Origin of the sequence: Pseudomonas paraversuta (assembly GCF_904067025.1) — a bacterium.
Classification (GTDB): Bacteria; Pseudomonadota; Gammaproteobacteria; order Pseudomonadales; family Pseudomonadaceae; genus Aquipseudomonas; species Aquipseudomonas paraversuta.
The window spans coordinates 2,881,313-2,895,575 of sequence record NZ_CAJFDA010000001.1 but is presented as its reverse complement, the minus strand read 5'-3'; the positions used below and the strand labels follow the sequence as shown (position 1 = coordinate 2,895,575).

Here is a 14,263-nt window from a genome sequence, read left to right as displayed (position 1 = left end):
TGTGTGCAAACGCAAGTGGCGCGGCGCGGCATCTTCCCTGTATGAACACTCCAGAGTGTGAGTCTTTGCTTTCAGTATCAGCGCGTGCGCTTCAGTCGCATGCTTCATTGCCTTGCTTGTCTTCCAACGGGTCGGGCGCTTTACCCTTTGTTTTTAACTCACTGACGATCACCGCTGCAACAATCAATACCGCACCCAACAAGGCGATACCCGGCAAACGCTCCCCGGCCAGACGTCCGGCGATGCCGGCCCACACCGGTTCACCTGCATAAATGAGCGTGGCGCGGGTGGGGGAAACGCTCTTCTGGGCCCAGTTCATTGCTACCTGAATTACCGCACTTGCAGCGCCCAAGCCTATGGCGCTGGCTAACAAAAGCCATGAGAAATCGGGAGCGGTCTCACCGGTAGGAATAGTCATCAGGAAAGCCAGAATCGACGCAGTACTGAGTTGCACCACCGTGACCCGTCGAACATCGACTTTGCCAGCATAGGCGCTGATCAGGATTATTTCTGCCGCTATGGCGATGGCGCTGATCAGTGTCGCGATCTCGCCAGGGCTGAAGTCAAGGGACGCACCGCTCGGGCCTGACAGCAGCATCAGCCCGGTGAACGCCAGGACAATACCCAGACTTGGCATCAGCCCGGGTCGGCGTCCCAGCACCAACCACTGCAGCAGCGGTACGAAAGGTACATACAACGCTGTAATAAAAGCCGACTGACTACTGGGAATAGTCTGCAGGCCAATGGTCTGCAAGCCATAACCGAGCATGATAGACACCCCGATAAACACCCCGGCCTTGAGTTCAAACAGGGTAATGCCGCGCAGACTGCGAATTGAAAACAGAGAAACAATCAGCGCTGCGGCAGCAAAGCGCAGCCCCACAAAAAACATCGGTCCGCTGGACGTCAGTGCATGCTGCACTAATAGAAAAGTGACGCCCCAAACCATGGTAATCAGCACCAGCACACATTCGGCCTTGCTGAAACGGGAGGTCAAAGACATCAATTTTGAAGGTTTCAACGTTGTCATAGCCTTGCACGCTGCCGGAAGAGAGACGCACAATGCGTCAAAGCTGAGCAGTATACTGCGCAGTCCCACAAGGTGAGCAATATAGTGCCCAAAGAAAATTCACAACGTGCGTCGGTGTTACAACACGTCAGCCAGAACGTCCGGCGCCTGAGGCTGGTCGCACACCTCAGCCAAAGTGCACTGGCCGAGCTGTCGGGAGTAAGTCGGCGGATGCTGGTAGCTATAGAGGCGGGCGAAAAGAACGTCAGCCTCAGCACCCTGGACCGGGTCGCCGAAGCGCTCAATGTTGCTTTCAGCGACTTGATCCAGGCGCCGGGCTCTGCCGACCCGAGCCGCATCAATGAAGTGGCCTGGACAGGTACCGCCCCGGGAAGCAAGGCCGTGTTATTAGCCAAGGCTGTAGCTTCAAGAGAAGTAGAGCTGTGGGAATGGACGCTGGAACCGGGCGAGGAATACCAGTCCCAAGCCGATGCCGAGGGTTGGAGTGAACAGTTGTACGTATTCGAAGGGTGTTTGACCCTGGTCATAAGCGAACAGGCATTATGTTTCAGCGCTGGAGAGTTCTACATGTACGCCAGCAACAAACCGCACTCCTACAGAAACGAAGGCGACGTGGTTGTGCGCTTTATCCGTAACGTAGTGATATGAGCGCAGGCGTCGGGCGAGCCATGGCGAGGGCTGGTCAATTAACTAAAAATTATTAGAATTCAGGGGGTTGCCAGCTTCGATCTTCTAGTACATAATGCGCGCCATCAGCTCGGGGCAACAACCTGAATCGCTGAAGAATCAAATGCTTGTAGCGATAAAATCGCAGCAGCAACCTTTGTATTTGATGTTTCTCATGAAGCGTCACGCACAATTGGCCGAATAGCAAAATGGTTATGCAGCGGATTGCAAATCCGCCCACGCCGGTTCGATTCCGGCTTCGGCCTCCACATTTGAAAGCCTCGCAGATCTTGGTCTGCGGGGTTTTTTATTGGCCGCAGGAAAGTGAAGTGTTGCATAACTATTTCACTTTGCGGGCTTGGCGACTGCTCCGATACGCCGGTAAACCCGTTCCGTAATCCCTTCTTTTGAGTTCCCAAGAAGCGCGCTCGCCTCCGAAATATCTGCAACTCCCGACGCAGCCTTTGGCCTGATATCACGAAACTGCGCAGTACGAGTGAGGGCTGAAGAAGTTGACCGAGCCCTGACCGATGAACAAACCCAACAGGCACGCCTGCGTGATCGCCTTGTTACTGCTGACCTGCGGCTGTCAGTCCTGCTCGACGCCATAGGCTCAAATGGTAGTGGAGGAGTGCAAGCCACCACCGGCGCCGGCGGCGTTATGGTAGTCAGCAAGCGGCCAATAGCTGGCCCGCAAATGTATTTACAGCGGCCTTTCAGAAGCAGCTGGGAGTCAAGTCCATGCAATTACGTAAAAGGTCTAACCGGCACTGTGCTGAGTCAGTCCGAGGCCGGTTAGTTCCTTCCTGTGTTTGCGGCCTGGGGCACAGGAATAGTGCACAAGGCTTCTGTGTGCATGGTCCGAAAACTGGAGACTCAAATCAGCAGGCGGGGTTCCAGGTCCAACCCAATTGAACGGCTCATTGCTTAACTTGGTAGTAGCGGGCAGGGATCCCCCAGATCACCAGTACAGTGGCCAGTACACAGACGGCACTGAGCATGTACAGGGCAGGCGTTGCACTACCCGTCAGGTCTTTGATCCGCCCTACCATGAAGGGGGCGATAATTCCGCCCAATTGGCCCAATGAGTTGATCAAGGCGATCCCGGCTGCGGCCGCCAGCCCGGTGAGAAAACGCGGTGGAATGGTCCAGAAAATCGGCATCCAGGCAATGATCCCGGTGAGAATCATGCTCATCCCAGCCATCAGGGGCAACAGCTGACCAGGAAACCAAGCGCAGAGTAAATAACCCCCAGCAGTCAATGACGCGCAACCGGCCATATGCCAGCGACGTTCGCCACGTTTGTCCGAGCTGCTGCCAATCAGCAGGTTTCCTACCGCCGCGATCAGATACGGGATCATAGTCAACAAGCCAATATCGAAGGTATCCGCCACCCCGGCGCTTTTGATCAATTGCGGCATCCAGAACAATAAGCCGGTCAAGGCCATGACCAGGCAAAGGTAAATGGCCGACATCACGTAGGTGACCGGGTGCTTCCAGATATCCGAAAAGCGGCTGGAGGAATCAGGTTTGGGCTCGCTCGCCATACGCGCAAGCAGCACGCGCTTTTCGTCTGCCGTTAGCCACGACGCATCTTCGATCTTGTCACTCAACAGCCACAGCACCACAACGCCCAGTACTATCGAAGGCAAACCTTCAAGCAGGAACAGCCACTTCCACCCTGCCATGCCATACATCCCGTCGAAATGCCCCAGAATGAAGCCCGCCAAGGGGCCTCCGACGATTCCGCACAGGCAGATCGAGCTCTTGAAATAGGCATTGACCCGACCCCGGCGATTACCTGGATACCACTGGGTAAAGTAGTACAGTACGCCCGGCACAAACCCTGCTTCCATTACACCAATAAGAAAACGCAGGGTATAGAACCAGAACTCGTCGCTCACAAACATCATGCACGCCGAGGCAATGCCCCAACTCACCATGATCCTCGCAATCCAGACCCGGGCACCGATCTTGTGAAGCAGAATATTGCTCGGTACTTCAAACAGAAAGTAGCCGACAAAAAACAGGCTCGCGCCAAGACCATAAACGGTGTCGCTGAATCCCAAATCACTTTGCATCTGTAATTTGGCGAAGCTGATATTGACGCGATCCAGGTAAGCAAACAGGAAACAAATAATAAACAGCGGTATGATCCGCCAGTTCACTTTGCGGTATAGGACATCGTCCAGCAATTCGACCCGCGATTGCGCGGTCGAGAGGGTTTCAGCAGTCATGGTGCACCTATTGGTTATTGTTTTTAAGGTGTTGCACAGAGCATGAGAGTGCCACTGCACCTGCCTTTACGCGCAAAGCGACAGGTGCCCTTGTAGAAACATTCCGAACGATCGCCGGCCTTGTCTGCCTTCGTGCGACCACCTTTAACCCCCCCACTGAAAAAATCTTAGGGTTGTGGGTCGGACCGCCTGATCGTCAACTTTCTGCTGGTGAATTTGGTCTCGGGTGGCAGCGCTATCCAAGTAACCCGAACTTTGCCATCCAAGTAACCGAACTTTGCCCGATTGTTGCAGGCGGTTCTTCAGAAACCGCGTGGGCGTTACTGTATTTTTTCCAAAGGCTGCTGCCTAATGACACTTGCTGATTGAGTGATAACTTTTAGTCATCCCCGATGCTGTCATCCTGGATAACCATAATGTTTGGACAAGTAGGAGTCCTGTTACAAGGGGAGGGTGGTGTCGACCTGTCTTGTAGTCCGGTCAGGCTGCTTTCGGCCGATCCTGTTGTAAAGTCGGCCTTGGGTTCCACGGCAGAGGCGTATGCAATCCGAGATTGAAGTCCTTACTTTTGGCTGAGGCTCTCAGCCTCAGATTTCTCGTAGCCCCGTGCAGAAACGGAGTTGTCACCGGTCGATTTCCGGGCAGTTTGAGCGGTGCAACTTTTTCAACACTATCGGCCATGAGCAGGCATCAGCGAACGCTGATGCTAAGCGTCCTTTTTCAGGCGCGCGAACACCTCATCACATGCCTCCCTCCAAGCCAGCATTGCCCCATTCTTTCGAAGCTTTTCTAACCCGGCGTAAGTGTAGGTACCAGGTGTTGCGATACTACCGCCCAGAACTTCCAGGCTGACGTCAGGTTGGTGCCGTGCACTGGACAGACAATCCTGCATATTGCCCATCACCAACTGTGCTGCCTGTTCATGGGAGAGGCCCTTCCCGGTAAACCACTCCTGAAGATCACCGAGGAAGAAATAAAACCAGCCGTTCATGCACGCCGCAACGGTGGCGAGCTCAAATGCGTCCTCCTGGTCGATCACGACCAATGATCCAAGGGCGCCGAGCAAGCTCTCATGAGGCTGGCCGCCTGGGGTCAAGACAACAGTTGATTGGTTGATCTGAGCGGCATAGGACAGCATCGCCCGTACGTGCCGAGCTTTGGGAAAGCTTTGTTCCAGCTCGCTGATACTCATACCCGCTACGAGTGAAACCAGCGTCTGTTCGGGCTTGAGTCGTACCTCATTGGCAAGTTGCTCAACAGCATCGGGTCGCACGCCCAGAAATAACAGGTCGCTGTCATCGACCACACCCTGGTTGTTCTGCGCAATCTCACAGGCCCAGAGCCTGCATAGCTCTCGGGCACGATCATTATTGCGCGGTGAAAGCAAAACCCTCCCGGAAAACCCGCTTCGGCGCAAACCAATAACGATCTTCTCCGTCAGTTCGCCAACACCCAGAATTCCAATGTTCAGCACGCTGCCTTCTCCTGTGTTGAGCAAATAGAGAGTGTCTCACGATAACTGGGTGGCAGCCTGTCCCGGAGGGCCAGTCGACCCAAAGCCTCCATCCCTGGCCAATCATGAAACGCTGCCCAGAGCACCTGGATATCTTCAGCCCTCTGCCGCTGACCTCGTACTCAAGCAAAATTACAGCTTCACCCAAGCCAGTCGCTCACTCGGCATGGGCGAGTCGTCTCTGCGGGGAGCGGATCCGGGCTTGTCGGCATTACTGGGTTGCACTCGCGCAGCCGCAGCGATCGCATGCTTAACCCCGCCTGCGACAACGGTATTCAAGGTCTGATCCAGAACAGGTACACGCGGTGCCTGACCGGCCCTTTCGCCTGCGGGCGCCAAGTCTCTGGCCGCGCATTCTGTGGTCGTGCGCTAAGTCCTTGATTTATAAATCACTACTTGTTTCTGAATGTTTCAGGTGGTTGTGCGGTCATTATCGCCATGTTTGAGAGATTAGTAGTGCCAAACGGATTTTTACCGAGGTTTATCACTGGATATATCGGCTTATATGGTGAAAAAAGCTGCCTGACAGTTCTTATACTGCGGGCGGCGTCCGTACACCCGGGCAGCACAACAAATCGCACTGATTTGCGCTGCTGCCCAGAGCGAGTCGTTCCATGGAAAGAAGAGGCCGGCACTGCATCTCTATTCCCATGCATCTAATAAGTCTAAGAATGAGAAATAGTTTAATGAATAAACAATCGATCCAGATTGCCCTTGCTTACATGTCCGTCGTGATTGGTGGTGGTTTTGCCTCCGGGCAGGAGGTACTCCAGTTTTTCACCGGCTATGGGCTTATAGGTATTGTCGGCACTCTGGTCAGCGGCCTGATGTTTGCCTTCCTCGGCATGCAGATCGCTCGAATGAGCTCGAAGATGCAGGCGAGCTCGCACAAGGAGGTTCTCTACATTCTGTTCGGTGCGCGCATCGGCCTGGTCGTCGATGTGGTGCTGTCCTTCTTCCTGTACGGCGTCGGTGTAGTGATGCTGGCCGGCAGCGGTTCGATCTTTGCCCAGCAGTACGATCTGCCGCCCTTGTTCGGTGGCGTATTGATGACGGTATTGGTGATCGCCACGTTGTGCATGAACGTGAAGCGCATCATCGACCTGATCAGCGCGGTAATGCCTTTCCTGTTGGCGATGGTGCTTATCATCACCACTTACTCGATCTTCAGTTACAACGCCCCGATCGAGACCCTCGACGCGGTTGCCCGTGAGAACAACGAAACAGTTTCTGGCAATTGGTTTGTGGGCGCCTTGCTGTACGCGTCTTTCAACATCGCCGTAGGCTTCCCGATGCTGGCTGTCATTGGTGGCATGACCAAGCAACCCAAGGCTGCCGCACTGGGTGGCGTACTCGGTGGTCTCGGTCTGGGTGCGTTGATCCTGCTGTTGAACATCGGCCTGTTTGCCAACATCAACCAGCTGGAAGGCATCGAAATGCCTTCCCTGGCACTGGCAGGGCGTATCTCGCCGATCCTTTCGGTGGTGATGTCGGTGGCACTGGTTTGCATGGTCTACAGCACAGCGGTGGGGATGTTCTTTGCATTCAGCGCCCGCTTCGCCAAGCCTGAAACCAGCCGCTTCAAGTTGATTAGCGCAGTCACGGTATGCATAGGCCTGGCCTTGAGCCTGGGTGGCTTCAGCAAGCTGGTAGGCACTGTCTACCCACTGTTGGGCTATGTCGGCTTCGCCCTGATTCTCGCTATTTGCTTCAACTGGCTACGCAGCCGCTCCATTGCCAAGGCGCAAAAAGCTGCGCTGGAAGCTGTTTCCTGACCCTTGAACCTGTGGGCAATCGTTCGCAGGCACGGCAGTAGATCCAGCGCTGACCCTTTGATTGAACCCCGCCTCGAGCGGGGTTTTTATTGCCTGGAGATTTCCAAAGGCCGACATCGCCATTTTTCCACCCTGCGAATACCACGTCTAAGACCTGCAGGCGGCCGGGCACTGTATTTACTGCATTCGATGGAAATACTTAATGGCATTAATGGCGACCTGCAGGCTATGTGTCGCGTTGTGCAAAACCCTCAGAAAGAACTTGTCCGCCAATTCACTAAATGAATCAAAGAACATTAAGTTGAAGTATTGTCGATCCACTATATGTTCCAGGCGGTTTACGCCCCTTGTAAGAAGCCTTTATCCATACCGGGCTGGAACCTCGAACATCGAGTGTTGCAGAAGAACCGCCGTCGGCGATACCCAGTACAACTGTACCCGCGCCTGTCAAATCTACTTCTCCCTGATTGGGGATCTGCAGGCTGACGGTAGTGTTTTCGCTGCACTCGATATAAGTATAAGCCCCGCCTGCATTAACTTCAGTGGTTGTACCCCTTAAATATATGCTGGTCGCAGTTGCTGAGCATGTGACTGGCGGTGGGATGGGAGGGGTCGTCGCAATATCGTATGAGAGCTGGAACCAACCATAGCTTCCGGGCTTCAAACAACGGAAGTCGAGAGACTCACGAGTTGTCACAGGTGCACTGACCCGATTTATGGAAGCACCCACCAGGCTTTGAAGTGTGGCTCTTGCCTCTGCTTCAGTACGGCATATGAAATTAAGACGAGGGCAACCTGATGTGCCAGCCGTGTTGCATTCAAAAAAAGCGTAGGGGCGCGAAAGTCTGAAGAACTGATAACCCGGCACGGGATTGTTACTATTAATATCCCTGATCTCACCACTCATGATGTCGATGGATAAGATGGTTCCGGTACATAAACCTGCTCTCATTGGTTTTCCACACCCAGGCCCTGTTTCAGACACCCGAATGATAGCTGCCGTTGACTGTAGAGGGGCGAGCAGCAGCATGATTAATACGGCATTCAGGATTGGTAGATACATGAGCTTCCTTGGTTTTTAAGCAATCGATAATCAGTGTTGCGTACCTGTTTAATAGTTCTCGGTGCCCTATCGAATTTCGAGTGGAATGTTGTTCAAATTTCAAATAGCAGTTTGCGCTGCGCTGATCAAACCGCGCTCAATATGTTGTCGAGATATCACGTCCGGCTCACCTTGCATGTCGCTCCGTAGCGGCAAGGGGCGGCTGCCAATTATACGAGTCAGGTGAGCACAAGGATCCGAGACAATTCTTTAGACAGGGCAAGGTATTTCTTGATTGACATAGGGAGCTACCGATCGTGCTTCAAACATCAGCATTGCAGAGGCTGTCTGAAAAAACCGGGTTCTGGCACTGCAGAACCAGGCGCGAAAGCGCCACTCTTTCACGAGTAGATCATTCGCCAAATTCTGCTCACCAACATAGCGCCTTGTCACAGCAGAATTTCGCTGTGCCTGCTGACTCCTGCCCGAAAGTCAGGGCTGTCCTGAATCAGGTTCTTGCGGTTGACCGGGAGCATGGGTATGGGTTTTGTATCCAGTTTTCGAATACAGCGATCGGCATCGGTTTAGCACACAAAAACCCCTGACCAAACTGGACTCCCATCCCATACAGCTGATCGTGCTGAGCTGCGGTTTCAATACCCTCCACTACCAGATGCATGCCCATTTCGGCGGCCAGCGCTACAGTGTGGCGAATGGCTGCAATGTACCGGCCGGGACCATCGATAAATCGGGTGAATTCTTCAGCCAGTTTGATTTCACTGAACGGTACCTGGCAAAGGCGCAAGAGTGACGAATAGCCCGTTCCGAAGTCATCAATTGACAGCCGTACACCTAAATGATGCAGGCGAATCAGTTGTTTAACGCTGGTAGCGCAAGCTTCGCCGGCCCCGTCCTCGGTGATTTCGAAGGTGAGGGACGAGAGTGGCAGCGCGTGCTGGCGCAAGCGGGTCTCCAGGCGTTCGATGAGTGCATCACTCATCAATTGATCAAGAGACAGGTTGAATGCCATGCCTATGAATCTGCCTTGTTCCAGTAGCTTTAGCTGAAAGGCCAGGCTCTGCTCCAACAATTCGAATAGCAGTGTATCGAGCCATTTTTCACGGGCCATCAGTGCAATGAAGGTTGCTGGATTGAGTACGCCATACAGAGGGTGATGCCAGCGTGCCAGGACTTCCACCGAGTCGACCTGACCAGTGTGCAAATCGAATTTGGGTTGTAGGTACGCATTGAACTCTCTGCGTAGAAGACCACGTTTTACCTCCCCGGCACTGGGCAGTCGGGCTGGTTTTTTCGGAGCGCTTGAACTGTCCGGCCGGTTTTGCAGAGCTTGCTTTGGTTGGTAGGTGTGGCTCGCAACGAGCGCGTGCAATGAGGTTTTTTGCATGGTGGGGCAGCCTGAATGGGTATGCCTCTGAGCCTAAGCGACCTCACCCTAGCGACACGAAAGACGAATCTGTATTTTTGCCGAGATTTTTCTGGAACTGCGCGCAGATAACTCTCGGCGCCAGCCCGGAACATCAGCTCGGTCGCAGTGCCTGGTTGATTGCCTCCAGTGACTGCATCAGGGTCGTCACAGCTTCAAGTGTATTAATGGACATCATTCCATCAGCGCACAGTTCTTCGACCTCAATGCATTGTTCCAGTAGTCCTGAGTGGTTGAGCATGTACGCGGTGCCTTTGAGCTTGTGCGCAACGCGTTCCATTTCCTTCAGGTCTTCCTTGTCCAATGCACGTTGCAAGGCTTCGAGTTCGCTGTTGTTGCTTTCGATCACCTGTTCGGCCAAGGCCGCGTGGATAGTGCTCGTCGACGACGGCAAATTTTTGAGTTGTTGCTCGTCTGTGTCGAGCTTGGGGATCCAGCGGTTCAGGTCGGCCAGGGTGATTGGCTTGGTCAGCGCATGATCCATACCGCTGGCCAGGCAGCGCTCAAGCGCTTCGCGTTGGGCATCGGCGGTCAGTCCAATGATGATGCACGGGCGAACGCCCCGGGATTGCTCCAGCCGGCGGATGCTTTGGGTCATTTCGATACCGCTCATCTGCGGCATGTTGGCATCGGTGAGCACAATGTCGATTTCATTTTCTTGCCACATCGCCAGGCCTTCAAGGCCATTGCTGGCGGTTACCACACGATGACCCAGGTAGGAGAGTTGCTGGTACAACAGGTACTGGCTCGGCAGGTGGTCCTCGACAATCAATAGGGTCAAGGCTACATCGAGGCTTTTGTCCGCAGTCGACCCGGACACCGGGGAAGTGACATGGGTCTCGGCACTGACGCACTCAAGCACTATGCTGAATGTCATCTGAGTGCCGAACTTCGTATCGCTTTCTACCTCCAGATGCCCCCCCATAAAGTTGCTTAGCTCTTTACAGATTGCCAGGCCCAGGCCAGCGCCAGCATTGGGATCGTTGATCGCATCCCGGGTAATAAAGAAGGGGTTGAATATCTGATCAATTTGCGCCGCCGGGATGCCAACCCCGGTGTCGCTCACGCTTATAACAACCTGTAGAGAGGTTTTGCTCGCGGGGCTGACCTGGCAACGAATTTCGATGCCACCCTGTTCGGTGAACTTGATCGCATTGCTCAGGAGGTTGGAGATGATTTGTTTGACCTTCAGCGCGTCCACCCAAACCAGCTCCGTGGCCAGCGGGGCGATGTCCAGGCGCAAGTACAAGCGTTTCTGCCGGGCCAGGCCGGAAAATACATTGCTTGTCGATTCCAGTAGTTCCTTAATGCGGGTGGGTTCAGGCGACAGGCTAAGCTTTCCTGATTCGATGCGCGATATGTCCAGAATGCTGCCGATCAGGGCTAACAGGTGATTCGCTGACTCGTAGGCTATGTGTACGGACTGCGTGTTGAGTTCGGCGTTGTCCTTGCGAGTGAGCACCAGTTCCAGCATGCCGATGATAGCGTTGAGGGGGGTGCGGATTTCGTGGCTCATGGTGGCCAGGAAGACTGATTTGCTTCGGCTGGCCTTTTCCGCGGACTCCTTGGCGACCTGCAGTTCGTCCAGCAGTAATTGTCGCTGCTCAAGGTCGTGACGTTTTCTCAGAATGCGACGGCGTTGAACCACAATCAGCAGGCCGGCTACCACCAGCAGGGCGCCCAATACCTCGAAAGATCTCCAGATACTAGAGGCGATTCCTTCCCAGTACTTTTCATCGGTAGCTGAATTGGCGCGCCAGAGTCCGATGATCTGCAGGTTCTTGCGCGGAGGGATTTCAATCATGGCCTTGTTGATGATCGAGATCAGTTCCGGATGGTTTCCAGGGGCGGCGAACACGATTTTTGCATCCTCAACATTGAGGATGCCGCCGATTTTCAGGCTTGATTCGTATTTGTAGGAGAGGTAGTAGCGCGCTACGTTGGCAGGTGCCAGGACAAAATCAGCTTTACCGTCACGGACAAGATTGAACGCCTCGCCCATGGTTTCGGTATTGACTATCCGTACATGGGGATATTGCCGGGCAATCAGCGCATTTTGCAGATAGCCTTTTGCAACTGCTACGGGTGCAGTGCTTTGTGCTTCCAGCTGAGCTTGATCATTGCGGCGCATCACAAACAGGTAGGGCGCGACAGCCAGAGTTCGGGTATGCAGATATGACAGTGAAGACTCACTGGGCTCTGTCAAGATGCCAAGACTTGCCTTGCCAGTGTTCAGCAAAGCGTTGACTTCGCTCAACGAGCTGACACGGATAATCTTGAGGTGAATATCGGTCTTTCGCCGAATGATGCCCAATAAATCTGAAGCAATGCCATTCAAGCGACCATTGCTGTTGAAAAAAGCGTAAGGGGCAAGATCTTCACTGATCGCAATGTTGACTACCCCGGCATTGCTGATCCAGGTGCGTTCCGCGTTGCTGAGGTGCAGGCGAAAATCACTTAGATCACCACTCTCAAAGTCGCCCCAGAAATACTGGGCATTGTTCATCTGGCGATGCGTGATACTTCCCAGCCCGCGGTTCAGGAGGCCAGCCAGTACCGGATTGTTGGCTGCAAGGGCAAAAGAAAGATCCACCTTGGGCAGGCGCGTGCTCTGGTTGATTTCAAACTGCACACTGAATAGCTGGCTGGACAGGTAGTAGGTCGAGAGCGTGTCACCGAGGTAGACGTCATTATCACCGGTCAGTACCGATGCCATCGCTGCAAGGGGGGTGGCATACATGATGAAAGCCCCCTGGCCGCCGTTGCGCCTGTACATCGAGAGCGCAGCGCTGTTGGCCACAGCGATGCGCAATTTGGGGTCACTGATGCTGTATTCGTGAAGATCCCCCCCGTCTGCGAAGAGGGCCAGCTCTGACTGCCCGTAAGGTGGCGTAAGTTGCACGCCAAAATGGCTGGCCTCCTGCGAGGTGGCGGTGGCCACCAGATCTATCTGCCCCTGACGCAGGGCGTCAAAGGCGGCATTGGCCGTGGTGAACGGGCGCACCTTGATCTCGATCGCCAGTTCGCTCTGCAAAGCAGCCAGGTAATCCGCGGTAAGTCCTTCAAAGCTATTGTGTTCACTAAAGATGCGGTACGGCGGCAAGGAATCACTGGTCACGCCGACTATCAGCGCTTGCTTTTGATCGAGCCAGGCCCGCTCAACATCGTCGGGCTGGACTTTAATGTTATCCAGTTGTTGTCGCGCGGTGGGCTGTAGATCGCCCGTTTCGGACCTGACCGGCATACAGGACAAAATAGTGAGTAGAACGAAGGCGCCGAGTCGGGATATTGTCGATTTCACGTCAAGGTCAAATAAGGTTGTGCTGTTTGGCAATGTTCGCCAACTCGACCACTGAGGTCACGCTGAGTTTCATCAGAAGGTTGACCTTGTGGCCGCTGACCGTCTTGCTACTAAGGTTGAGTTTGGCTGCGATGTCACGGTTGGAGTAGCCCTCGGCCAGCAACTTCAGGATCTGCATCTCGCGATCCGTAAGATTGCCCAGGTCGCCCGCGGCAACTGTTTGAGCACCGCCAGAGTAGATCGGCATGGCATCCCTTGGAAATAACACATAGCCATCGGCGATGGTATTGATCGCCTTGATCAGTTGGCTAATAGGTTCGTGTTTGCTCACAAATCCGCTCGCTCCGGCTTGAAAGCAGCGAGTGGCATAAGCCTCTTTCATCTGTGAGGTGAATACGAGCACCCGGGTATCGAGTTTTTCCCGGGCGATTCGTTGTAACACCGTAAGCCCGTCCATTTTTTCAAGACTTATATCCAGAATTACCAGGTCTGGCTTAAGGGAATCGATCATTTGCAAGGCATCGACCCCATCGGCCGTCTCGCCAACGGTCTCGAACCCGATCTCATCGAGAGCGTTACGGATGGCCATGCAAATAACCGGATGATCATCGACGATCAATACTGTCTTACTCATGAATCTTGACTCACCTGTGGGCATGCATCGGGAGGACAACTATGGCTGGCTACAGCAACCGCTCAACCCGCTCAGTCTGAACAAGACTTGGCTGAGCATTTTCGAATTTTCCGGGTATATAAAATATTACATTTTGTTACATGGGGGATTATTGCAGGAGCCGCCCCGATGGTCACCAAGCTTTGTGCTGCTGATCGGCGAGAGCATTCTTGCCTGCAAGCAAGATATTTCTGGCTGGCGCGCAGGCACCTTGAATGCATCAGCACGAGTCAGCGCAACAAAAGAAACTGTCCAGTAGACGCTAGCTGATTTGTGCCGGGACGCTATCTTTTCCCGGTGCAGGCTGCGCGCAAGGGTAGAGGCATTAAGACTGCGCCTGTAACAGTCCCCGCTTTGTCTATCGGGCATGCCGGGGCGCTCAATAAACGGTGCAGGGCGAAAGTCCGTGAGGCTTCACTTCTGGGGCTCTGCAAGCCGCCTCCGGCTCTGGTGTGTTTTATAATTTGCGCGAATGAGTTTATCAAAGCAGGTTGTTGTTTCGCCTCGCGATACCCTGGTTTAAAAGGGTTATATAAAAAGCGCCGATACCGATCGAGAAATTTCCCGGTCTGCCTCAAGAAG

General features: G+C 53.9%; 10 protein-coding genes, 1 tRNA gene and 1 pseudogene. 4 read left to right on the top strand and 8 right to left on the bottom strand.

All coding sequences use genetic code 11. From position 1 onward, the window contains the following. Positions 1 to 91: 91 nt before the first annotated feature. A complete protein-coding gene (locus tag JQ848_RS13135) occupies positions 92 to 1,003 on the bottom strand; it encodes a DMT family transporter (protein ID WP_235972475.1) in 912 nt (303 codons plus the stop codon). A gap of 111 nt (positions 1,004 to 1,114) precedes the next feature. On the opposite strand from JQ848_RS13135, the gene JQ848_RS13130 reads away from it, so the two are divergent. Together JQ848_RS13130 and JQ848_RS13125 are read left to right on the top strand one after the other, a co-directional pair. Then, complete coding sequence (locus JQ848_RS13130) at positions 1,115 to 1,678, top strand: helix-turn-helix domain-containing protein (RefSeq protein WP_127196452.1); 564 nt, start codon at positions 1,115 to 1,117, stop codon at positions 1,676 to 1,678. A gap of 213 nt (positions 1,679 to 1,891) precedes the next feature. Beyond that, positions 1,892 to 1,965 (top strand) — tRNA-Cys (locus tag JQ848_RS13125). A gap of 76 nt (positions 1,966 to 2,041) precedes the next feature. Here JQ848_RS13125 and JQ848_RS22775 read toward each other — a convergent pair. The 3 genes and pseudogenes from JQ848_RS22775 to JQ848_RS13115 all read right to left on the bottom strand — a co-directional run. Next, positions 2,042 to 2,182, bottom strand: a pseudogene (locus JQ848_RS22775) (integrase); the annotation flags it as partial. A gap of 434 nt (positions 2,183 to 2,616) precedes the next feature. Then, positions 2,617 to 3,933: an MFS transporter gene (locus JQ848_RS13120; RefSeq protein ID WP_010656901.1), complete on the bottom strand. Its 1,317-nt coding sequence runs from the start codon at positions 3,931 to 3,933 to the stop codon at positions 2,617 to 2,619. Positions 3,934 to 4,639: 706 nt separating this feature from the next. After that, positions 4,640 to 5,407, bottom strand: coding sequence for an NAD(P)-binding domain-containing protein (locus tag JQ848_RS13115; RefSeq protein ID WP_161719443.1), 768 nt, complete (start codon positions 5,405 to 5,407; stop codon positions 4,640 to 4,642). A gap of 725 nt (positions 5,408 to 6,132) precedes the next feature. Between JQ848_RS13115 and JQ848_RS13110 the strand changes: the two genes are divergently transcribed. Further along, the gene (locus JQ848_RS13110; RefSeq protein WP_003446085.1) at positions 6,133 to 7,221 is read left to right on the top strand and encodes a YkvI family membrane protein; all 1,089 of its coding nucleotides are present in this window, start codon (positions 6,133 to 6,135) and stop codon (positions 7,219 to 7,221) included. Between the two features lie 286 nt (positions 7,222 to 7,507). Here JQ848_RS13110 and JQ848_RS13105 read toward each other — a convergent pair whose 3' ends face one another. The 4 genes from JQ848_RS13105 to JQ848_RS13090 form a co-directional block, all read right to left on the bottom strand. Then, positions 7,508 to 8,284, bottom strand: coding sequence for a hypothetical protein (locus tag JQ848_RS13105; RefSeq protein ID WP_156428476.1), 777 nt, complete (start codon positions 8,282 to 8,284; stop codon positions 7,508 to 7,510). Positions 8,285 to 8,771: 487 nt separating this feature from the next. Beyond that, complete coding sequence (locus JQ848_RS13100) at positions 8,772 to 9,668, bottom strand: EAL domain-containing protein (protein WP_003446084.1); 897 nt, start codon at positions 9,666 to 9,668, stop codon at positions 8,772 to 8,774. Positions 9,669 to 9,801: 133 nt separating this feature from the next. Then, the gene (locus JQ848_RS13095) at positions 9,802 to 12,951 is read right to left on the bottom strand and encodes an ATP-binding protein (RefSeq protein ID WP_003446075.1); all 3,150 of its coding nucleotides are present in this window, start codon (positions 12,949 to 12,951) and stop codon (positions 9,802 to 9,804) included. A 64-nt stretch (positions 12,952 to 13,015) separates the two neighbouring features. Further along, positions 13,016 to 13,642, bottom strand: coding sequence for a response regulator (locus JQ848_RS13090; RefSeq protein WP_127196457.1), 627 nt, complete (start codon positions 13,640 to 13,642; stop codon positions 13,016 to 13,018). Between JQ848_RS13090 and JQ848_RS13085 the strand changes: the two genes are divergently transcribed. Beyond that, on the top strand, positions 13,641 to 13,940 hold the full coding sequence (locus tag JQ848_RS13085; protein WP_161719439.1) for a hypothetical protein: 300 nt from the start codon (positions 13,641 to 13,643) through the stop codon (positions 13,938 to 13,940). The genes JQ848_RS13090 and JQ848_RS13085 overlap by 2 nt on opposite strands. The last annotated feature ends 323 nt before the right edge of the window (positions 13,941 to 14,263 follow it).